At 53.4% G+C, this 22,125-nt stretch carries 19 protein-coding genes; 7 read left to right on the plus strand and 12 right to left on the minus strand.

Translation table 11 applies throughout. The features are described 5' to 3' along the window. Both proC and ACQZQY_RS09525 read right to left on the minus strand, forming a co-directional pair. Positions 1-822: a pyrroline-5-carboxylate reductase gene (gene proC, locus ACQZQY_RS09520; RefSeq protein ID WP_056773253.1), complete on the minus strand. Its 822-nt coding sequence runs from the start codon at positions 820-822 to the stop codon at positions 1-3. 61 nt (positions 823-883) lie between these two features. Then, positions 884-1,612: a YggS family pyridoxal phosphate-dependent enzyme gene (locus ACQZQY_RS09525; protein WP_431297013.1), complete on the minus strand. Its 729-nt coding sequence runs from the start codon at positions 1,610-1,612 to the stop codon at positions 884-886. Positions 1,613-1,634: 22 nt separating this feature from the next. On the opposite strand from ACQZQY_RS09525, the gene ACQZQY_RS09530 reads away from it, so the two are divergent. Beyond that, on the plus strand, positions 1,635-2,657 hold the full coding sequence (locus tag ACQZQY_RS09530) for a type IV pilus twitching motility protein PilT (protein WP_431297014.1): 1,023 nt from the start codon (positions 1,635-1,637) through the stop codon (positions 2,655-2,657). Here the strand turns inward: ACQZQY_RS09530 and ruvX are convergent. From ruvX to metK, 8 genes are all read right to left on the minus strand, one after another. Beyond that, the gene (gene ruvX, locus ACQZQY_RS09535) at positions 2,648-3,076 is read right to left on the minus strand and encodes a Holliday junction resolvase RuvX (RefSeq protein WP_056773242.1); all 429 of its coding nucleotides are present in this window, start codon (positions 3,074-3,076) and stop codon (positions 2,648-2,650) included. The genes ACQZQY_RS09530 and ruvX overlap by 10 nt on opposite strands. Next, positions 3,076-3,639: a YqgE/AlgH family protein gene (locus ACQZQY_RS09540; RefSeq protein WP_056773239.1), complete on the minus strand. Its 564-nt coding sequence runs from the start codon at positions 3,637-3,639 to the stop codon at positions 3,076-3,078. Before ACQZQY_RS09540 ends, ruvX begins: the two co-directional genes overlap by 1 nt. Positions 3,640-3,708: 69 nt before the next feature. After that, positions 3,709-4,659 carry a glutathione synthase gene (gene gshB / locus ACQZQY_RS09545; protein ID WP_431297015.1) on the minus strand — a complete coding sequence of 317 codons (951 nt, stop codon included), beginning with the start codon at positions 4,657-4,659 and terminating at the stop codon, positions 3,709-3,711. Between the two features lie 11 nt (positions 4,660-4,670). After that, complete coding sequence (gene rsmE, locus ACQZQY_RS09550) at positions 4,671-5,402, minus strand: 16S rRNA (uracil(1498)-N(3))-methyltransferase (protein WP_056773235.1); 732 nt, start codon at positions 5,400-5,402, stop codon at positions 4,671-4,673. 100 nt (positions 5,403-5,502) lie between these two features. Continuing rightward, the gene (gene endA, locus ACQZQY_RS09555; RefSeq protein WP_431297016.1) at positions 5,503-6,216 is read right to left on the minus strand and encodes a deoxyribonuclease I; all 714 of its coding nucleotides are present in this window, start codon (positions 6,214-6,216) and stop codon (positions 5,503-5,505) included. Positions 6,217-6,309: 93 nt separating this feature from the next. After that, entirely contained in the window at positions 6,310-6,831 is a 522-nt protein-coding gene (locus ACQZQY_RS09560; protein ID WP_056773229.1) for a SprT family zinc-dependent metalloprotease, read from the minus strand. A gap of 75 nt (positions 6,832-6,906) precedes the next feature. After that, positions 6,907-8,301: a sugar porter family MFS transporter gene (locus ACQZQY_RS09565; protein WP_056773228.1), complete on the minus strand. Its 1,395-nt coding sequence runs from the start codon at positions 8,299-8,301 to the stop codon at positions 6,907-6,909. 406 nt (positions 8,302-8,707) lie between these two features. After that, a complete protein-coding gene (gene metK, locus ACQZQY_RS09570) occupies positions 8,708-9,859 on the minus strand; it encodes a methionine adenosyltransferase (RefSeq protein ID WP_056773225.1) in 1,152 nt (383 codons plus the stop codon). 910 nt (positions 9,860-10,769) lie between these two features. Between metK and speA the strand changes: the two genes are divergently transcribed. Both speA and speB read left to right on the plus strand, forming a co-directional pair. Then, positions 10,770-12,752, plus strand: a complete 1,983-nt coding sequence (gene speA / locus ACQZQY_RS09575; RefSeq protein ID WP_056773221.1) for a biosynthetic arginine decarboxylase — start codon at positions 10,770-10,772, stop codon at positions 12,750-12,752. Positions 12,753-12,979: 227 nt separating this feature from the next. Continuing rightward, positions 12,980-13,903, plus strand: coding sequence for an agmatinase (speB, locus tag ACQZQY_RS09580; protein ID WP_056773366.1), 924 nt, complete (start codon positions 12,980-12,982; stop codon positions 13,901-13,903). A 246-nt stretch (positions 13,904-14,149) separates the two neighbouring features. Here the strand turns inward: speB and ACQZQY_RS09585 are convergent, their stop codons facing one another. Both ACQZQY_RS09585 and ACQZQY_RS09590 read right to left on the minus strand, forming a co-directional pair. Further along, a complete protein-coding gene (locus tag ACQZQY_RS09585) occupies positions 14,150-14,908 on the minus strand; it encodes a M48 family metallopeptidase (RefSeq protein WP_431297017.1) in 759 nt (252 codons plus the stop codon). Positions 14,909-15,118: 210 nt separating this feature from the next. Next, entirely contained in the window at positions 15,119-15,871 is a 753-nt protein-coding gene (locus ACQZQY_RS09590) for a M48 family metallopeptidase (protein WP_056773215.1), read from the minus strand. Positions 15,872-16,119: 248 nt separating this feature from the next. Here ACQZQY_RS09590 and tkt point away from each other — a divergent pair, with 248 nt between their 5' ends. From tkt to fbaA, 4 genes are all read left to right on the plus strand, one after another. Continuing rightward, positions 16,120-18,114, plus strand: coding sequence for a transketolase (gene tkt, locus ACQZQY_RS09595; protein WP_431297018.1), 1,995 nt, complete (start codon positions 16,120-16,122; stop codon positions 18,112-18,114). A gap of 499 nt (positions 18,115-18,613) precedes the next feature. Then, on the plus strand, positions 18,614-19,630 hold the full coding sequence (gene epd / locus ACQZQY_RS09600) for an erythrose-4-phosphate dehydrogenase (RefSeq protein ID WP_431297019.1): 1,017 nt from the start codon (positions 18,614-18,616) through the stop codon (positions 19,628-19,630). A 73-nt stretch (positions 19,631-19,703) separates the two neighbouring features. Beyond that, a complete protein-coding gene (pgk, locus tag ACQZQY_RS09605) occupies positions 19,704-20,867 on the plus strand; it encodes a phosphoglycerate kinase (protein ID WP_112164180.1) in 1,164 nt (387 codons plus the stop codon). Positions 20,868-20,996: 129 nt separating this feature from the next. Next, positions 20,997-22,076, plus strand: a complete 1,080-nt coding sequence (fbaA, locus tag ACQZQY_RS09610) for a class II fructose-bisphosphate aldolase (protein WP_056773197.1) — start codon at positions 20,997-20,999, stop codon at positions 22,074-22,076. Positions 22,077-22,125: the final 49 nt, after the last annotated feature.

Raw genomic sequence — 22,125 nt, forward strand, 5'->3', positions numbered from 1 at the left:
TTAAAACAGTTTTTCCATTTCCTGCGCGCGGGTAATGGCGGCCTGCATGGCCACGGAGACAATCTCCGGTAATTTGCGATCGGTGAAAACTTTCAGTGCTTCAAAGGTGGTGCCGCCTTTGGAGGTCACATTCTCACGCAGTTGTGACAATGGCGTGTCCGGGCTGGCAGCCACTAACGCGGTCGCGCCGCTGGCGGCCTGTTCAACCAGCATCCGTGCGGCATCTGCGCTGAAACCTAAACGCTGCGCTTCAGCCTGCATTGCTTCCATAAACAGGAAGAAATAGGCCGGGGCGCTGCCTGCGGCGGCAATAATGTGGTTGATACCTTCTTCGGTATCGACCCAGCAGATTTTGCCGACCGCGGTCATCAGTTCACCGCTGTAATCGCGGTCTGCCTGTGAAACCTGTTCCGGTGCGTAAAGCCCGCTCATGCCTTTCCCGACAAGGGATGGCGTGTTCGGCATGATGCGCACAATGTTCAGATCCTCACCCAGCAACTCACAAAAACGAGCGACGCTGACGCCTGCGGCAATCGACAGTACCAGTTTGCCGCCAAAATCCACGTCTTTTTGCAGTGCTTTACACACGTCAGCCATCATTTGTGGTTTGACCGAGAGCACAATGACATCCGCTTCTTTGGCGCAGCCACTGTTATCGCTGCTGCTCTTCACGCCGTATTTTTCAGCCAGCGCATCGCGATGTGTGGTCGACGGGGCACAGACGCTGATAAGCGTCGCCGGATAACCACTTTCGACCAGACCCGAAATGATCGCACCAGCCATGTTACCTGCGCCGATGAAACAGAGTTTACGGTGTTGCATAAGTGCTCCTCGTTTTATGGGGACTTCATTGAGCCATTCAAGAGTAAAGCAGTAAACCGCCTCAGGCCGGTGATTGCTTTTCGCTGTAATCACGGGCCCCAAAAATGGCGGTACCGATACGAACCAGGGTGCTGCCTGCGGCAATCGCGGCGGGCATATCATCGGTCATGCCCATGGACAGCGTATCGGCCTGCGGGCAGACAGCCTGTAAGGTGTTCAGCGCGTCGCGCATCTGACCGAAGACTTCGGTTTGCCGTGCATAATCGGTTTCTGCGGCAGGGATCGCCATCAGACCGCGCAGCGTCAGGTTGGGCATCGCCATGATTTGCGTCGCCAGTTCGGTGATTTCACCCACGCGAATGCCGGATTTGCTGGCCTCATCGCTGATGTTCACCTGAATCAATACCTGTAACGGCGGCAAGCCCGCCGGGCGCTGATCGTTGAGGCGCTGGGCGATTTTCAGACGGTCAATGGTGTGGCACCAGTCGAAGTTTTCCGCCACTAAACGGCTTTTGTTCGATTGCAGAGGGCCAATAAAGTGCCAGGTCAGCGCAGGCTGATGCCCGGCGAAGTGGGCGATTTTATCCACCCCTTCCTGCACGTAGTTTTCACCAAACACGAACTGACCGGCAGCGATCGCTTCTTCGACAGCGCTCGCAGGTTTGGTTTTGCTCACTGCAAGCAAGGTAATTTCTTCTGAAGGCCTGCCGCAAAGCTGTGCAGCGGCTGCGATTTTCTCGCGGACATTCTGTAAATTCTGCGCAATAGCGTTTTGCTGACTAAGGCTCATAGGGACTCAGGAGGATTTCAACATGGATATTGATGGATTAGTGGTGCGTAGTGTAAAGCAAAATGCCTCCGATCTGCACCTTTGTACCGGCTATCCGCCGATGTTGCGCATTGATGGCGAATTATGTCGCTGCGACGACATGCCGGTGCTTAAGGCTTCGCAGATGCAGGCGCTCAGTGGCCAGTGGCTGGACGACGCGCAGCAGGAGACGCTGAAACAGGCCGGACAGGTCGATAAAGCCCTGACGCTGGGCGGTGGCGTACGGATGCGGCTCAACGTTTTCCGCCAATGGCACGGGCTGTCTGCCGCGCTGCGGCCAATCCCGGCCCGTTGCCCCGATCTGCACATGCTGCTGGCGCCCGAAATCTTGCAGCAAATCATCTTGCAGGAGGATGGCCTGATTCTGGTCACCGGTGCCACGGGAAGCGGTAAATCCACCACGCTGGCGGCGCTGATTGATCATCTGAACAGCCATGCAAAGCGCCATATCATTACGCTGGAAGATCCTATCGAGCTCATTCACACCAGCAGGCAATGTCTGATCCAGCAGCGCGAACTCGGGCTGCATACGCGTTCCTTCGGCGAAGCCGTGCGGGGTGCGCTGCGTGAGGATCCGGATGTGCTGTTACTCGGCGAACTGCGGGACAGCGACAGTATCCGGCTGGCGCTGACGGCGGCGGAAACCGGGCATCTGGTACTGGCGACCTTACATACGCGCAATGCGACGCAGGCTATTGACCGGATGGTTGACGTGTTCCCGGCTGAAGAAAAAGCGTTTGTGCGGGCGCAGCTGGCGGGCAGTTTGCGGGCAGTGGTTGCGCAGAAACTGGCGCTGACAAAGGCAGGCGAAGATAAAAAAGCGGGCAGGGTGGCGTTGTTTGAGGTGCTGACATCGACGCCAGCGGTGTGCAATTTGATCAGGGAAGGGAAAACGCATCAGCTGGCCGACATCCTGCAAACCGGCGCACAGACCGGAATGCAGACCTTTGCACAAAGCCGCCAGCAGCGGCAGAGTGTCGGATTACTGGCGCAAGATCAGGACTGACTCCATTGCTTTTCAAACCAGCTTTCCAGAATGATCACCGCAGAAGCGGCATCGACGCTGCCTTTGTCGAGTGCGCGAAAACCGCCACGGTCGAACAAATCGGCGCGTGCTTCCACGGTGCTCAGGCGTTCGTCGTGCAGCTCTACCTGCACGCCAAACCGCCCATGCAGACGGTTAGCAAATTTGCGCGCGCGGGCGGTCAGCGGCTGTTCGGTGCCGTCCATATTCAGCGGCAGGCCAACCACCACGACATCCGGCAGCCACTCTTTCAGCAGTTTTTCAATCTTCTGCCAGTCGGGTGTGCCGTCCTGCGCTTTAAACGAGGTCAGCGGACGTGCGGTGCCCGTGACTTCCTGACCAATGGCCAGGCCGATACTTTTGGTACCAAAGTCGAAGGCAAAAACCGTGCGGTTAGCCATTATGCGTGCCCTGCGTGGGTGGCGAGCTGGCTCACATCAATGCCGATCATTTTTGCGGCTTCACGCCAGCGGTCGGCAATCGGTGTGCGAAACAGAATATCGCTGCTGGCTTCGATGGTCAGCCAGGCATTATCCAGCAGTTCTTTTTCCAGCTGTCCCTGTTCCCATGCGGCGTAACCGAGCGCCACCAGCACATCTTTTGGCTGGTCCGGCGTACCCAGTGTTTCCAGCACGTCTTTGGAGGTGGTGATCATGGTGCTGTCAGAGATGCGAATGCTGGAGCCAAAACCTTCGCGCGGCGTATGCAGGATAAAACCGCGATCGTCGGCCAGCGGGCCGCCGGAAAACACCGGACGATCGAGGCGGATAGTCGGGTCGCGGGGTTCCGGGCTGATATCCAGCTTATCGAGGACATTTTCAATGGTGAAATCATCGACCAGCTTGTTGATCACCAGACCCATTGCGCCATCTTCATTATGTTCGCAGATATAGACAACAGAACGTTTGAACTGGGGTTCATCCAGCCCGGGCATCGCAATAAGAAAGTGATGTTGTAGATTCATGGTATGCAGGATGGTTAACCTCAGGAAAATGATGGCGCAGCCAGCCGCGCCATCGTGTAGCAAAGAACGTTAGCGCGCAGCCAGACGCTTTTCAATGGCATCCATCAGCATGCCGGTCACCGAGATCGGGAAGGCGGCTTCGATTTCACGCGCACAGGTTGGGCTGGTGACGTTAATCTCGGTCAGACGATCGCCGATGATATCCAGACCGACAAAGATCAGGCCTTTCTGCTTAAGGATTGGCGCGACGGTGCGGGCAATCGCCCAGTCACTTTCGCTCAGCGGACGCGCTTCACCACGGCCACCGGCGGCCAGATTGCCACGGGTTTCGCCCTGCGCAGGAATACGTGCCAGACAGTAAGGCACCGGTTCGCCATCGACCACCAGCACGCGTTTGTCACCGTCTTTGATCGCTGGCAGGTAGTTTTGCGCCATACAGAAACGGCTGCCGTGTTCGGTCAGGGTTTCGATCACCACAGAGACGTTCGCGTCTTCCGGTTTCAGACGGAAAATAGACGCACCGCCCATGCCGTCGAGCGGCTTGAGGATCACGTCAGTGTGTTCTTTGTGGAAGGCTTTCAGCTGTGCCGCGTTGCGGGTCACCAGCGTATCCGGCGTCAGTTCCGGGAACCATGCGGTGAACAGCTTTTCGTTACAGTCGCGCAGGCTCTGCGGTTTGTTGACGATGAGCGTGCCTTTTTCTTCCGCGCGTTCGAGGATATAAGTCGCATAAATGAATTCGGTATCGAATGGCGGATCCTTACGCATCAGGATCACGTCCAGTTCTTGCAGGGCGATATCCTGCTCAGTACCAAACTCATACCAGCCGTCGTAATCCTGCTTCACGCTAAGCTTTTTAGTGGTCGCACGGCCTTCGCCGCCGCGCAGATACAGGGAATTCATTTCCATGTAGTGCAGTTCGTAACCACGACTCTGCGCGTCCAGCAACATAGCGAAACTGGTGTCTTTTTTGATGTTGATGGATGAAATCGGGTCCATCACGATGCCAAGCTTAATCATTTGGTCTCCTCTTAACCCAGATCGCCGAAACGAACCTGTAAGGCCGTTATCGCGGTGAGTGCTGTGGTTTCTGTACGCAGAACGCGGGGTCCCAGCAGGATATCAGTAAATCCGTAGCCGGAGGTCATTGCAATTTCGTCGGCGGATAAACCGCCTTCCGGGCCAATCAGCAGGCGAACATGTTTCACCGGCAGCGGCAGGGTATTAATGCTGTGACTGGCGCGCGGATGCAGGTTCAGCTTCAGGCTGTCATCCTGCTCTGCACACCAGGCTTCGAGCTGCATCGCCGGGCGAATTTCCGGGATGCGGTTGCGGCCACATTGCTCGCAGGCGGCAATGGCGATTTTCTGCCACTGCTGCAATTTTTTCTCCAGACGCTCGCCGTCCAGTTTGACGCCGCAACGCTCAGAGAACAGCGGCGTAATGGTGTTCGCCCCCAGCTCAATGGATTTCTGAATGGTGAACTCCATCTTGTCGCCGCGCGAAATCACCTGTCCGAGATGCAGATTCAGCGGTGATTCGTTGTCCGACAACACACCTTCACTCAGGCTGACGCGCACACTCTTCTTATCCACCTGCGTAATGCTGGCCTCGAAGACCTGATTGCTGCCGTCAAATAATTGAATCGCCTGACCGGGCTGCATACGCAGAACGCGTCCGACGTGGTTAGCGGCGTCTTCGCACAGCGCAATGTCGCTGTGGGCGGTCAATGTTTCCGGGTGATAAATGCGGGGGATGCGCATGTGTGGCAGCTGTCCTTAACGTGTTTGAGCGGGCTATTTTGTCGTGATTAGCCCGCATTGTCGCGAGCTAATGTGCCCTGATGATGTGTTTAATACTAAGTTAGCCTTTTCGCTCAGCGCAAGCCTGCTGAACGTACGGGTTATGATTTCCCTGCACATTGGCGATACGGTTATCGCGCTCACATTCCCAGGCCGTCACCGGATACTGACGGTTCCACGCGGTGAACAGCTGGGTTTGCTGGCGGGAAAGATTCAGTTTGTACTGATCACGCATATAGAAATAGGTGCGGGCGATGGCGCCACGGGCGCGGGCTGGCGGCTCAGCGGCCTTGGCTTTGAAATCGACTTTCATCTCGCAGCGCCCGTACTGGCCTTCGCCGCCGTTCCACTGGCTGTACATGAAGTTATTGCGGTCGCCGTTCACTTCGCCGATTGCCGGTTCCAGGTTGTGCAGGTCAGTTTCTATCTGACGGTAACCGGCGTTTTTCGCACAATTTTTACGACCGCCATCCTGCCAGCATTGCATCTGGTGGCCAAACTGCCATGCGGGCATCACGTGCTCCCACTCGATCCGGCTGGCGCGTTGTTCGCTTTTGCGCACCGCGTACCCGCAGGATTTGAGATCAGGCGTGCCTTTTTTGCCCTGCCAGCTGATGTCACAGCCGCAATAAAAAGAGGGGGCACCCTGATTGATTTTGACCGCAGCGGCTTTGGCCTGGCTGAAATTATTGATGGCATTGCCGGACTGGCTGAAGGCGCTGACCGGTGCGAGTACTGCGATAAACAGAAAGGCTGAAAGTGTTTTGCGAAACATGTTTCTGAATGACCTGATGTGAAAAGGTCGGAAGGGTAACGGATGCGGCGCGGCGTGACAATCGGACATTGATGCTATTGAGTGATTGAAATTTCAGCCATTAGTGGTGCCTTTAGCATTGAAATGTAACAGCTCGCCGCAATGACGGCAGCGATATTCCGACTCTTTACGCATCACTTTATTGTGGCGGCGCACGGTCAGATGGTGATCGCGACAGGCGCATAAATACGGATAGGTTTTGCTCTGTACGGATGCCACTTCGAATTTGTGCGTGCGGCTGGCGCTGACGCCAAGCACATGCTCCATCATCCAGCGCCACTCCTTGCCATGCGGGGCCGGCGCGCGGCCAAACCGGCGATAAACCAGAAGGTGCGCCAGTTCGTGCGGCACCACTTCATCAATAAAAGGCTGCTGATTTTCCTGTAATAACACCGGATTCAGCCGGATTTGCCAGTGTTGCAGGTACGCGCTGCCCGCGCTGGTGCCGCGTTGCTGGTAGGTGATTTCCGGTTCCGTATAGTCGGTGCCAAAAAACTGATTTGCCATCAGGAGTTTTTCCCGCAGGCAGCGCATAACCGCTTGTTGCAGGGCGATGGGGAGACGTGAGGTTTTCATCTGGCGAAGGATAAATCTGCAGGGGGAGAGATGCAATATGGAATTCCTCCCCTTTGCAGGGGAGGAATTTGACGCTTACTTACCGATGTCGCGCAGTGCTTCGCCTTTCATCAGATTGCGTTCGATGTGTTCCAGAGACACGTTCTTCGTCTCAGGGATCAACGCAATGGTGATGAAGATGAAGACCACGTTCAGCGCGGCGTACACCCAGAAGGTGTTGGCGTTGCCCAGGCTTTCCAGCATGGTCAGGAAGGTGGCACCGACGATCATATTGGCAATCCAGTTGGTCGCGGTAGAGACAGTGATACCAAAATCACGGCCTTTCAGCGGCTGAATTTCAGAACACAGTACCCAGATCAACGGACCGGCACTCATGGCGAAGCCCACGATGAACATCAGCAGCATCGCGATGGAGAAATATTTCGCAAAGTCTGATTCCACGCCGATATGCAGCATTGTCCCCAGAATACCCATGCCCACAGCCATTACCAGGAAGCCCAGTTTCAGCGTCGGTTTACGACCCCAGCGGTCCACCAGACCAATGGCAATGAAGGTCGCCAGAACGTTGACCAGACCGACAATCACCGTGCCCCACATCTGCTGCGAAGTACTGGCGAAACCGGCAATGCCGAAGATTTTCGGAGCGTAATACATGATGACGTTCATACCGGTGAACTGCTGCATCACCTGCAACAAAATCCCGAGGTAGACCGCACGACGGAAGTTTTTGTTATTGATGAACAAACCCCAGCCGCTCTGTTTAACTTTCAGGCTTTCACGGATTTCATCCAGTTCGCTTTTTGCCTGCGCCGTGGAGTCACGCAGTTTTTCCAGTACGCGGCGGGCTTTGTCGTCATTGCCACGTGCGGCGAGCCAGCGCGGGCTGTCCGGCAGGAAGAACACGCCGACCAGCAACAGCAGGGCAGGGATGGTGATCACGCCCAGCATCCAGCGCCATGCGCCGGTGTAGCTGAAAGCGGTATCGGACAGGTACGCCGCCAGAATACCGATGGTAATCATCAGCTGGTACATGGAAATCATGCTGCCACGGATTTTCTCGGGAGCGATTTCTGACAGGTAAATAGGCGCGGTGTAAGACGCGACACCCACCGCCAGACCCAGCAGCACGCGGGCGACGATCAGCACTTCAGTGTTTGGCGCAAAGGCGGAACACAGTGAGCCGACAACGAACAGCACTGCGCCGATCATCAGGCTGTATTTACGCCCCAGACGGAAGTTGAGCCAGCCACTGCCGACCGCACCGACCGCAGCACCAAACATCATTGAGCTGACCACCCACTCCTGCTGATGGTTAGTGATCTGAAAATCATGGCTGATAAAGGGCAGTGCGCCAGCGATGACACCAATATCCAGACCGAACAAAAGCCCGGCCAGTGCAGCGAGAAAACAGACAAAGAAAGTCACGCTTTTGTTTGAGCGTTTTCCTTTGGTCGACGTTGAGTTGTTCATCCGGTCTCCAAAATAGTGCAATCGTTTAGTGTTTGTAATATTGCTTAGGCTGTTATGTTATTAACCCTGCTCCCAGCTTAACGTGAACCCGGTCACAGTGTTGTAATCGTTTACACTAATAGCGATGTTCAGGATTGTTGTTTTGGAAGGGATTCAAAGAGATGCAAAGCAGGAAGGGGTTAAGCAGACCAATTAATAGTGCATAAATTGATATATATCAATCAAAATTCTGTTTCAAACTTTTACCTATTGAAATAATGCATTGGTTAATAACGAATTATTATCTGTAACCGTTTTCATTGAGCAAGGCGCGGATGATTTTTTCAGACTTTTTACCGGAAAAAGAGCAATAAAAAACCCTGCCACAAGGGCAGGGTCAGGCAGGCAGAATTGTCTGAAAAGGGAATTACAGACCTGCAGCGTCACGCAACTGAGCGGCACGGTCGGTTTTTTCCCAAGGGAAATGTTCGCGACCAAAGTGACCGTACGCAGCGGTTTCTTTATAGATTGGGTGCAGCAGATCCATCATCTGAATCAAACCGTATGGACGCAGATCGAAGAACTCGCGCACCAGTAAGGTCAGTTGCTCGTTGGAAATTTTACCGGTACCGAAGGTTTCCACCATGATGGAAGTCGGTTCCGCCACGCCGATGGCGTAAGACACCTGGATTTCACAACGATCGGCCAGACCCGCAGCCACGATGTTTTTCGCAACGTAACGCGCAGCGTAAGCCGCTGAACGGTCAACTTTAGACGGATCTTTACCTGAGAACGCACCGCCACCGTGACGGGCCATACCGCCGTAGGTATCAACGATGATTTTACGACCGGTCAGACCGCAGTCACCCATAGGGCCGCCGATAACGAAACGGCCAGTCGGGTTGATGTGGTATTTGGTGCCCGCGTTCAGCCATTCTGCCGGAAGAACAGGTTTGATGATTTCTTCCATCACCGCTTCCTGCAACTCTTTCAGCGCGATGTCTTCAGAGTGCTGAGTGGACAGCACAACCGCATCGATACCGACAATTTTTCCTTCGTCATACTGGAAAGTGACCTGGCTTTTCGCATCAGGGCGCAGCCATGGCAAGGTGCCGGATTTACGGACTTCAGCCTGACGCTGCACCAGACGGTGTGCGTAAGTGATCGGTGCTGGCATCAGCACGTCGGTTTCGTTGGTGGCATAACCAAACATCAGACCCTGGTCGCCCGCGCCTTGTTCCAGCGGATCCTGACGGTCAACGCCCTGGTTGATGTCCGGCGATTGCTTACCGATAGCGCTCAGTACGGCACAGGAATTGGCATCGAAGCCCATCTGAGAATTGACGTAGCCAATTTCACGGATGGTCTGACGGGTGATTTCCTCTACGTCGACCCAGGCGGAAGTGGTGATTTCACCCCCCACCAGGACCATGCCGGTCTTGACATAAGTTTCACATGCAACACGTGCTTTCGGGTCTTGTTCTAAAATCGCGTCCAGTACGGCATCGGAAATCTGGTCAGCAATTTTATCTGGATGTCCTTCGGAAACTGATTCGGACGTGAAGAGGTGTTTAGCCATTATGTTCTTTACCTTCATACGACGGGTTAGATATCACTGCATAGCACTGGGGAGACTGGCAGATGAGGAGCTATGCTCGCCATTGTCGCAATGCGTCCTGCATGTCCCCATAAGGCAAAGCCTTGAAGCAGTTTGACGGTCAATCCTTGATCCCCTGTAATGCGAATGGTCGGGGGGTGTTACGGACGGATTAACATCTGGACGGCTATTTTAGGATAGCAGGTGTTCTGAAAGCCAGTCATTTTTGTGATGAAGATGGCGTTTTTGTGCGCCATGGCAGTGATATTCACGTGCTGAAACCATCCCGGCCGCATTTTCATTTTGCATTTACAGCAGGTTGCCGGTATAAACGGCGCGCGCCCGGCACTTTCTCGACGCCAGCGTATCCCAGTAATTACTGTTTTCTCAGCTCGAATGCCCGCGGGTGATGCGTGGCACGTGTGGAGGTGGTTAGGTTAATGACCCACTTTTTACCGATTGTTACATTTCTACAGCATCCCCGGCAGACACTGTTCATTGCTGCTGCACGCCTTTCTGAAAAATTTCTGTCATCAATCCGATGTTATAAACACTCTGTCCGCCGGACAGCCGCGTTTATGCAGCCTGACTATAGACAGCTCAGTTTGCGACATCCGGACGCTACTCAGCCAAATCGGGCCGGTTAACAGCCGCTTCCCCCATAAAAACTGACGTAGCCTGCAACCTTAGGGGCATTATTCCTATTGGTTTCTTCTGACCCGTTCCACGGAGTCTAATGATGAATTCTATAATCACATGAGTGAAAAACAGTTTGCGAACCCTGGCGCGCAGGTTTTTATCCTGTCTGAAAGCCAGCCTTGCGGGTTGTTCTCACCTGTTGTTACTGCGATAGTGGCTGGCCATGTTGTCAGTGTAGAAAGAGGATTTACCTATGTCTGATGACATCCAGTCCCACCGTCCGTCACATGCGGGCGATACCGTTTCTTTGCGCTCCATGCAGGAGGTTGCCGTGAACGATCGTGATGCCAGCAAGATGCTGCGCACTTACAACGTTGCCTATTGGGGTAACAATTATTATGACGTCAACGAACTGGGCCACATCAGTGTTTGCCCGGATCCGGACGTCCCTTCCGCACGCGTGGATCTGGCGCAACTGGTGAAAGACATGCGCGAGCAGGACGGCCAACGTCTGCCAGCGCTGTTCTGTTTCCCACAAATTTTGCAGCACCGTCTGCGTTCGATTAACGCAGCGTTTAAACGCGCCCGTGAATCGTTCGGCTATGAGGGTGACTATTTCCTGGTGTACCCGATCAAGGTTAACCAGCATCGCCGCGTGATCGAATCTCTGGTGGAATCCGGCGAACCGCTGGGTCTGGAAGCCGGTTCGAAAGCTGAACTGATGGCGGTTCTGGCCCATGCGGGCATGACCCGTTCGGTGATTGTTTGTAACGGCTATAAAGACCGTGAATACATTCGTCTGGCGCTGATCGGCGAGAAGCTCGGCCACAAGGTGTATCTGGTTATCGAGAAGATGACTGAGATTAAGCTGGTGCTGGAAGAAGCTGAACGTCTGAACGTCATCCCGCGTCTGGGCGTGCGTGCGCGTCTGTCTTCGCAAGGTTCGGGCAAATGGCAGTCCAGCGGCGGTGAGAAATCCAAATTCGGTCTGGCGGCATCTCAGGTTCTGCAACTGGTTGAAATGTTGCGTGACGCAGGGCGTCTGGAAAGCCTGCAACTGCTGCACTTCCACCTGGGTTCTCAGCTGGCGAATATCCGTGATATTTCCACCGGCGTGCGTGAATCTGCGCGTTTCTATGTGGAACTGCACAAACTGGGCGTCAACATTCAGTGCTTCGACGTTGGCGGCGGTTTGGGTGTGGATTACGAAGGGACCCGCTCGCAGTCTGACTGCTCGGTGAACTACGGCCTGAACGAATATGCCAACAACGTGATCTGGGGGATCGGCGATGCCTGTAATGAACACGGCCTGCCGCATCCGACGGTCATCACCGAGTCTGGCCGTGCCGTCACCGCGCACCACACCGTGCTGGTGTCGAACATCATCGGCGTTGAACGCAACGAGTTTAAAGATCCGGTTCAGCCTGAAGCTGATGCGCCACGTGCGCTCAGCAGCATGTGGGATACCTGGAATGAAATGCACGATCCGGAAAACCGCCGCTCGCTGCGTGAATGGCTGCATGACAGCCAGATGGATCTGCACGATGTTCATTCGCAATATGCGCACGGGATTTTGGATCTGACGCAGCGCGCCTGGGCGGAAGACATCTACCTGAATATCTGCAACAAAATTCAGGATCAGCTGGATCCGAGCAACCGTGCACACCGTCCGATCATCGACGAATTGCAGGAACGTATGGCGGACAAACTGTACGTCAACTTCTCGCTGTTCCAGTCAATGCCGGATGCGTGGGGTATCGATCAGCTGTTCCCGGTTCTGCCGCTGGAAGGTCTGGATAAACCGCCGGTGGGTCGCGCTGTGCTGCTCGACATCACCTGTGACTCCGACGGGACTATCGATCACTACATCGATGGCGACGGCGTGGCGACCACCATGCCGATGCCTCCGTATGACCCGGAAAATCCGCCAGTGCTGGGCTTCTTTATGGTCGGTGCTTATCAGGAAATTCTCGGCAACATGCACAACCTGTTCGGTGATACCGCCGCGGTGGACGTGTTCGTCTTCCCTGACGGCAGCATTGAGGTGCAGCAGTCCGATGAGGGCGATACCGTTGCTGACATGCTGGAATACGTTCAGCTGGATCCGAACGTTCTGCTGGCCCGTTTCCGCGATCAGGTGAAAGAAACCGATCTGGATGCCGATTTGCAGGCGCAGTTTGTTGAAGAGTTTGAGGCCGGTTTATACGGTTACACGTATCTGGAAGAAGACGAGTAAGCGTGCGCATTCATCAGGTTTGAAAGTAAGCCGGCTTGAAGCTAAGCCGGATTAAGGTAAAATTCGCGCCAACGGGCGTCTTTTGCTGCGCAGCATGAATTCCATAAATCCCTTTCTCGTCGGGCTAACGACGCGATGGGGATTTTTTTTCATCTATACTTCATCACGTTGTGTCGCAGCAGGCGTCACAACGATGTTAAAAGAGGACATTGTTTATGAGTAAATTAGTGAGCACCTTAGGCAATCAGCCTGATAACTCTCTGGTTTCCAACGCATTTGGTTTTCTGCGTTTTCCGCTGAACTTCCAGCCGTACACCGCGGAAGCTGACTGGGTCATCACCGGTATTCCTTTCGACATGGCCACATCTGGTCGCTCAGGCGCACGCCTTGGCCCTGCGGCTATCCGTCAGGTTTCTGTGAATCTGGCCTGGGAAGGTCAGCGCTGGCCGTGGGATTTCGATCTGCGCGATCGTCTGAATGTCATCGACTGTGGTGATCTGGTGTTTAACTTCGGTGATGCACAGGATCTGACAGACAAACTGCAACAGCATGCAGAAAAAGTGCTGGCATCCGGCAAGCGTATGCTCTCTTTCGGCGGCGACCACTTCGTGACCCTGCCACTGCTGCGCGCACACGCCAAACACTTTGGCAAAATGGCGCTGGTGCATTTCGATGCGCACACCGACACCTATTCTAACGGCAGCAAATTCGACCACGGCACGATGTTCTTCCATGCGCCGAACGAAGGCCTGATCGATGCTGACCACTCTGTGCAGATCGGCATCCGTACTGAATTCGATAAAAATCTGGGCTTCACCGTTCTGGATGCTGCACAAGTTAACGACCGCACCGTGGATGATATTCTGGCGCAGGTGAAGCAGATCGTCGGCGATCTGCCGGTTTACCTGAGCTTCGACATTGACTGTCTGGATCCGGCGCACGCACCGGGCACGGGCACACCGGTTATCGGCGGCCTGACTTCTGATCGCGCGCTGAAACTGGTTCGTGGCCTGAAAGATCTGGATCTGGATATCGTGGGTATGGATATCGTGGAAGTGGCTCCGGCTTACGACCAGTCAGAAATCACCGCTCTGGCCGCTGCGACACTGGCGCTGGAAATGCTGCACGTGCAGGCTTCTAAAAAAGGCTGATTGTCAGACGCTGTCATCTCGTTTATAGGCACCTTTCTGGTGCCTTTTTTATTTTTATCATGAATGTTTAAATTGAAATCAATTCATGAGTTTTATAAAAAAGTCATCTTCCCGGTTATTTTATTGCCTTTGTTCATCTCCCGTTCCGCGAGTCCGGACAGGTTACACCACGGCTGAACATTCTTTGGCTCATAAAAAACGCAGAGCTTACTCCGCTCTGCGCGGCAATTCATTTTGCCACAGGCGTTATTTATCCTGAGCCATGCGCTCTTTCATGTGATCGGCACGTTCCTGTGAAGGCGGATGCGAGCTGAATAAACTCTTCTCACTGCCAGCGCTCATTTTCGCCAGCTTCTCAAATGCTGTTACCAGCCCTTTTGTCGGCAGGTTGCGCTTTTTCAGCAAGTCATAAGAATAATCATCCGCGTCAGATTCCTGTTTCTGTGAGAACTGCGCGTTGATAAGTTCCTCACCCAGATCTGCCAGCTGGGTACTGGAAAGTTGCCCGGCGACACCTCCGGCGGCGCCCGCAGCATTGTGTGCGGCAGAGGCGCTGTAGGCGACCTGCATGGCTTTTCTGGTATGGCCCAGTGCGACGTGGCCCATTTCGTGGCCCAGTACGCCTTCGACTTCATCGTCGGTCATCATGTCCATCAGCCCGCTGTATACACGGATACAGCCGTTTGCCATCGCCCACGCGTTCACGTCGCTGGTGAGGTAAACTTTATAATTTGCGGGTGTGCCATTGATGTTGTCGCCGAGATTTTTGGCGATTTTATTCAGGCGTTTGGTGTATTTGCTTTTTGTTGAAGCAATTTTTGATTCAGAATCCATGGCTTTACAGGCGCCGTCGGTCATATTTCTGACATCCTGATCGGTCAGCGTGGCCGCCTTATAAGCATCCGAACCGGACTTCATTAATGCGTCGGTATTGACTGACCCGTGCTGGCAGCCACTTAATAATAAAGCCACGCCTAACGCGACTGTGGTAATACGAAATTTCATAATCCATCTTCCTTTGACAGTTAAATAAAAATAATGCGCAGGAAGAATAACCAAACAAAGTCACTAAGCGAGAAAAACAGAGGGATGTAAATTATTTTCAGATTCTGTGCAGGCGCACTGTTTGTTTAATTGGAAAAATAAAGAATTTTCAGAAAGTATTTTATGAAGTAATAAAAGAGATGCACCTGATCATGCATCTCTTTTTTTATATTATTTGCCAGCGGCAATACGCTCGCGAATATGTTTTGCACGGGCTTCTGAAGAAGGGTGATCGTCAAACCAGCCAATACTGCTGCCCTGATCGAGTTTTGCCAGTTTCTCAAAGCTGGTCGCCAGACCCGTTGGATCGATGCCGCGTTTTTTCAGCAGATCGAACGAGTAATCATCGGCTTCAGATTCCTGCTTCTGGGAGAACTGTGCGTTAACGTATTTCTCGCCCAGATCCGCCAGCTGCGATTGCGACAGGGTGGCACTGACGCCGCCCAGCGAGGAAATCGCGGAACGCGCAGCGGTAGCGCTGTACGCCACCTGCATGGCTTTGCGGGTGTGGCCGAGTGCGACGTGGCCCATTTCGTGGCCGAGCACGCCCTCAACTTCGTTATCGTTCATCATGTCCATCAGACCGCTGTAAACGCGAATACAGCCGTTGGCCATCGCCCAGGCATTGACGTCTTTCGTCAGGTACACCTTGTAGTTGGCCGGCGTGCCGTTGATGTTATCACCCAGTGCCGCCGAGATTTTTTTCAGGCGCTGAGCATATTCGCTGCTGTCTGGCGCGATTTGCGCTTTTTTATCCATTTCTTCACAGGACTGGACGCTGAGGGTTTTCACATCAGCATCGCTCAGGGTATAAGCCTGATACGCCTGTGCGCCGGATTGCATTAAGGTATCGGTATTCACTGTCGCACAACCGCTCATCAGCGAGGTGGCCAACAGGCTCAACATAACAGGACGAAATTTCATCAATTCAGATTCCCAGAAAAAGTGAACAAAACAGGTAATGCAGCCCAAAACAGGCTCTCATTGTAAGAATAGCGTTAAGGTAGGATTTTCGTAGTGCCCGATCTATAGTGTAAGTCCGAAAAAACGCACTGATTTAAAAGCGTATTCTGTGAACTTCATCACGTGAGTGATTAGAGATTGCCGATTTAATGCCGAGTCTGAGAAAATGACTTCCTTGACTGCTTTATTAATCCGACCTGGAGTAGAACATGTCCTCTCGTAAAGAGCTTGCGAACGCAATCCGCGCACTTAGTATGGATGCCGTGCAGAAAGCGAATTCCGGCCACCCTGGCGCCCCTATGGGCATGGCTGACATTGCCGAAGTCCTCTGGCGTGACTACCTGAACCATAACCCGACCAACCCTAACTGGGCTGACCGCGACCGCTTCGTGCTGTCCAATGGTCACGGTTCAATGCTGATTTACAGCCTGCTGCATCTCACAGGTTATGATCTGCCAATCAGCGAACTGGCGAACTTCCGTCAGTTGCACTCCAAAACCCCAGGCCACCCTGAGTACGGTTATACCGCGGGCGTAGAAACCACGACCGGCCCGCTGGGTCAGGGCATCGCCAATGCCGTCGGTTTTGCCATTGCAGAACGCACGCTGGCTGCGCAATTCAATAAACCAGGCCACGACATTGTTAACCACCAGACCTATGCGTTCCTGGGTGATGGTTGCATGATGGAAGGTATTTCTCACGAAGTATGTTCACTGGCCGGTACCATGAAACTCGGGAAACTGACCGCGTTTTATGATGACAACGGTATTTCCATCGATGGCCACGTTGAAGGCTGGTTCACCGATGATACCGCAGCGCGTTTCGAAGCTTACGGCTGGCACGTCGTGCGTGGCGTGGATGGTCACAACCCTGACGCCATCAAAGCGGCTATCGAAGAAGCACACAACGTCACCGATAAACCTTCCCTGCTGATGTGCAAAACCGTGATCGGTTTCGGTTCGCCGAACAAAGCCGGTACGCATGATGTGCACGGCGCGGCGCTGGGTGCTGCTGAAGTGGCAGCAACCCGTGAAGCACTGGGCTGGAAATACGCTGCCTTTGAAATTCCACAGGATATCTACGCGCAGTGGGATGCTAAAGAAGTCGGTAAGGCTAAAGAAGCCGCATGGGATGAGAAATTCGCAGCCTATGCCAAAGCCCATCCTGAACTGGCAAAAGAGTTCAAACGCCGCGTGAACGGCGAGCTGCCAGCAAGCTGGGAAGCTGACGCGCAGAAATTTATCGAAGAGTTGCAGGCTAATCCTGCCAACATCGCCAGCCGTAAAGCGTCTCAGAATGCGCTGGAAGCTTTCGGTAAAGTGTTGCCTGAATTCCTGGGTGGCTCTGCTGACCTGGCACCAAGTAACCTGACTATGTGGTCTGGTTCCAAGTCTATCGGCGACGATCAGGCGGGTAACTACATCCATTACGGTGTGCGTGAATTCGGTATGACCGCCATCACCAACGGTATCGCGCTGCACGGCGGTTTCCTGCCGTACTCTGCGACCTTCCTGATGTTTGTCGAATATGCGCGTAACGCCGTGCGTATGGCTGCGCTGATGAAAATCCGCAACGTGTTCGTTTACACCCATGACTCTATCGGTCTGGGCGAAGACGGCCCGACGCACCAGCCGGTTGAACAAATCGCCAGCCTGCGCGTGACGCCAAACATGAGCACCTGGCGTCCGGCGGATCAGGTTGAATCTGCCGTGGCATGGAAATACGCGATTGAGCGTAACGACGGCCCGGTTACCTTGATCTTCTCCCGTCAGAACCTGACCCAGCAACCACGTACTGCTGAGCAACTGGCAAACGTGGCACGCGGCGGTTATATCCTGAAAGATTGCGACGGTACGCCGGAAGTGATCCTGATTGCGACCGGTTCTGAAGTCGGTATCACCGTGGAAGCGGCTGATAAGCTGGCGGCAGCGGGCACTAAAGTACGCGTTGTGTCCATGCCATCTACTGATGCCTTCGACAAACAGGATGCGGCTTACCGTGAATCTGTCTTGCCGAAAGCCGTTTCTGCACGTGTTGCGGTTGAAGCAGGTATCGCTGACTACTGGTTCAAATACGTGGGCCTGAATGGCGCAATCATCGGTATGCACAGCTTCGGCGAATCTGCTCCGGCAGACTTGCTGTTCAAAGAGTTCGGTTTCACTGTCGACAACGTCGTTGCTCAGGCACAGGCGCTGTTGAAGTAATTCTGCTCATAACGATTTCTTAAAAGCACCTTCGGGTGCTTTTTTTTTACGTCAAAATGGAAGGGTGGCACGCCGTTTTCCCGCCAAATGACACAGGTCAAACCCTTCTGGCGCAAACCCCGGTAAACTCGCACCCTTCTGAAAGTGTTTCAATCTGTCGGTTTTTGAGAATAATCACTGTTCGAAAGGTGATGAAAAAGTAAAATCACTGTGAATACGCGGATTTGCATGGCGTTTTTTTAAGCGATTGACGCGATTCGCACAGCGAAATTCGGGGAATTATTCCTTTTAGACAGGGTTTGGTTTATTCTCAGCTGAACCGTTTCAGTCAGGCTAATTGAGCTTAACGTCGTGACCACGCTGTTAACGTGTCGGAAACCGATTTTTTTCTGCTGTACCTATCGTGCGGGCAGATGATGATGGTGATTCACCGTAAACGCACGCTGCATTACTATAGGTGTTACTGATATTGAGTAACAACCGTGTAACAGGGAGAAGTATGCCAATACGTATTGCAATTAATGGCTTTGGTCGCATTGGCCGTAGCGTATTGCGCGCGTTATACGAATCCGGGCGTCGGGCGGAAATCTCCGTTATCGCTATCAATGAACTCGCCAGCCCTGAAGGGATGGCCCATCTGCTCAAATACGACTCCAGCCACGGGCGCTTCGCCTGGGATGTCCGCCAGGAAGGTGAAAACCTTTACGTCGGCGATGACTCTATCCGTCTTTTCCATCAGCCAGATGCCAGCCAGTTGCCATGGGGCGAACTGAGCATTGACGTGGTGCTTGATTGCACCGGCGTATACGGCAGCCGCGAAGACGGCCAAACCCAGCTTGCGGCCGGGGCCAAAAAAATTCTGTTCGCGCATCCGGGCGGTCATGATCTTGACGCTACCGTCGTTTACGGTGTGAACCACCAGTTGCTCGAACGTCAGCACCGCATTGTCTCCAATGCGTCCTGCACCACCAACTGTATTATCCCTGTGATCAAGCTGCTTGATGATGCCTACGGCATTGAGTCCGGCACGGTGACAACCATCCACTCCTCAATGAATGACCAGCCGGTTATTGATGCGTACCATGCGGATTTACGCCGTACGCGCGCTGCCAGCCAGTCCATTATTCCGGTGGATACCAAGCTTGCCGCAGGGATCACGCGCATCATGCCGAAGTTCTGCGATCGCTTTGAAGCGATCTCCGTGCGCGTGCCGACCATCAATGTCACAGCCATTGATCTGAGCGTATTTGTCGAGGGTTCTGTGACGGTAGCGGAGGTGAACCAGCTGCTGCAAAAGGCCGCAACAGGTGCTTTTCGTGGTATAGTTGACTATACCGAACTACCATTAGTCTCGACAGATTTTAACCATGATCCCCACAGCGCCATCGTAGATGGAACGCAAACGCGGGTAAGTGGAAAGCACCTGATAAAAACATTGGTCTGGTGCGATAACGAGTGGGGTTTTGCTAACCGAATGTTGGATACAACATTGGCAATGTCCGCTAGCGGTTTCTAGTACGGTTGTTCCGGCCTCACTGGCCGAAACCGCCTTCAAGCAACTTTAAAGAGAATCAACGAGAGGATTCACCATGTCTGTTATTAAGATGAGCGATCTGGATTTAGCAGGTAAGCGCGTATTGATCCGTGCGGATCTGAACGTGCCGGTTAAAGATGGCAAAGTAACGTCAGATGCACGTATCCGCGCTTCTTTACCTACCATCGAAACTGCCCTGAAACAAGGCGCACGCGTGATGGTTACCTCGCATCTGGGTCGTCCGACTGAAGGCGAATATAACGAAGAGTTTTCTCTGCTGCCGGTTGTTAACTACCTGAAAGAACATCTGAAATCACCAGTTCGTCTGGCGAAAGATTATCTGGATGGCGTGGAAGTTGCCGAAGGCGAGCTGGTTGTTCTGGAAAACGTTCGCTTTAACAAAGGCGAAAAGAAAGACGACGAAGCACTGTCTAAAAAATATGCTGCACTGTGTGACATCTACGTGATGGATGCATTCGGTACTGCGCACCGCGCGCAAGCTTCTACCCACGGCGTGGGCAAATTTGCTCCAATCGCCTGTGCGGGCCCTCTGCTGTCTGCAGAGCTGGAAGCACTGGGTAAAGCGCTGGGTAACCCGGCGCGCCCGATGGTGGCTATCGTTGGTGGTTCTAAAGTCTCCACCAAACTGACCGTTCTGGATTCCCTGTCCAAAATCGCTGACCAGCTGATCGTTGGCGGTGGTATCGCTAACACCTTCGTTGCCGCACAAGGCAACAACGTCGGCAAATCCCTGTACGAAGCTGACCTGGTGGATACCGCAAGCAAACTGCTGGAAACTTGCGACATTCCGGTTCCTACGGATGTTCGTGTAGCTACTGAGTTCTCTGAAACTGCCGTTGCTACCGTGAAGTCTGTCAAAGACATCAAAGATGACGAACAAATTCTCGACATGGGCGACGAGTCTGCTTACCGCCTGGCTGAGATCATCAAAAACGCTAAAACCATTCTGTGGAATGGTCCTGTAGGCGTGTTCGAGTTCCCTAACTTCCGCAGAGGAACCGAAATTGTGGCGCAGGCCATTGCTGATAGCGAAGGTTTCTCTATCGCAGGCGGCGGCGACACCTTGGCGGCTATCGACCTGTTCGGTATCGCTGACAAAATTTCCTATATCTCCACTGGCGGTGGCGCATTCCTGGAGTTCGTTGAAGGGAAAGCACTGCCAGCGGTTGTGATGCTGGAAGAGCGTGCTAAGAAGTAATGAACCCTGAACAGGAAGCATAGGGTTTCCTGTTCTTCTTTGCCGCGCGAGGGGCTGCACAGTGGAACTCGCGCGACATAGCAAACCGATTCAATCCATCTACGGCCGACGAATACAGGACAAAGAACTATGTCTAAAATTTTTGATTTCGTAAAACCAGGCGTTATCACTGGTGATGATGTACAGAAAGTTTTCGCTATCGCTAAAGAAAACAAATTTGCTCTGCCAGCGGTTAACTGCGTAGGCACCGACTCTATCAACGCCGTTCTCGAAGCTGCTGCGAAAGTCCGTTCCCCGGTTATCGTTCAGTTCTCTAACGGTGGCGCTGCGTTCATCGCAGGTAAAGGCCTGAAAACTGACGTGCCACAAGGCGCGGCAATCCTGGGCGCAATCTCTGGCGCGCACCACGTGCACCAGATGGCAGAACATTACGGCGTGCCAGTTATTCTGCACACCGACCACTGCGCGAAAAAACTGCTGCCATGGATCGACGGTCTGCTGGACGCGGGTGAAGCTCACTTTGCTAAAACCGGCAAACCACTGTTCTCTTCTCACATGATCGACCTGTCTGAAGAATCTCTGGAAGAAAACATCGAAATTTGCAGCAAGTATTTAGCTCGCATGGCAAAACTCGATATGACTCTGGAAATCGAACTGGGTTGTACCGGTGGTGAAGAAGATGGCGTGGACAACAGCCATATGGATGCATCTGCACTGTACACTCAGCCACAAGACGTTGATTACGCATACGAAAAACTGAACGCAATCAGCCCGCGTTTCACTATCGCTGCGTCATTCGGTAACGTACACGGTGTTTACAAACCAGGTAACGTGAAACTGACTCCAACGATCCTGCGTGATTCTCAGGAATACGTGTGCAAGAAACACAACCTGCCACACAACAGCCTGAACTTCGTGTTCCACGGCGGTTCCGGTTCTACTGCAGCAGAGATCAAAGAATCTGTAGGCTACGGTGTTATCAAAATGAACATCGATACCGATACCCAGTGGGCTAACTGGGACGGCATCCTGCAGTTCTACAAGAAAAACGAAGCTTACCTGCAAGGTCAGTTGGGTAACCCGGAAGGCGCGGACAAACCTAACAAAAAATTCTATGACCCACGCGTATGGCTGCGTTCTGCACAGTCTTCCATGGTGACGCGCCTGGAACTGGCATTCAAAGAACTGAACGCAATCGACGTACTGTAATTCTTACGCTTCCGGTGCTTGACCACCGGAATGTGAGGATCCTAACCAA

It is taken from the genome of Rahnella sp. PAMC25559 (assembly GCF_050632365.1).
GTDB lineage: Bacteria > Pseudomonadota > Gammaproteobacteria > Enterobacterales > Enterobacteriaceae > Rahnella > Rahnella rivi.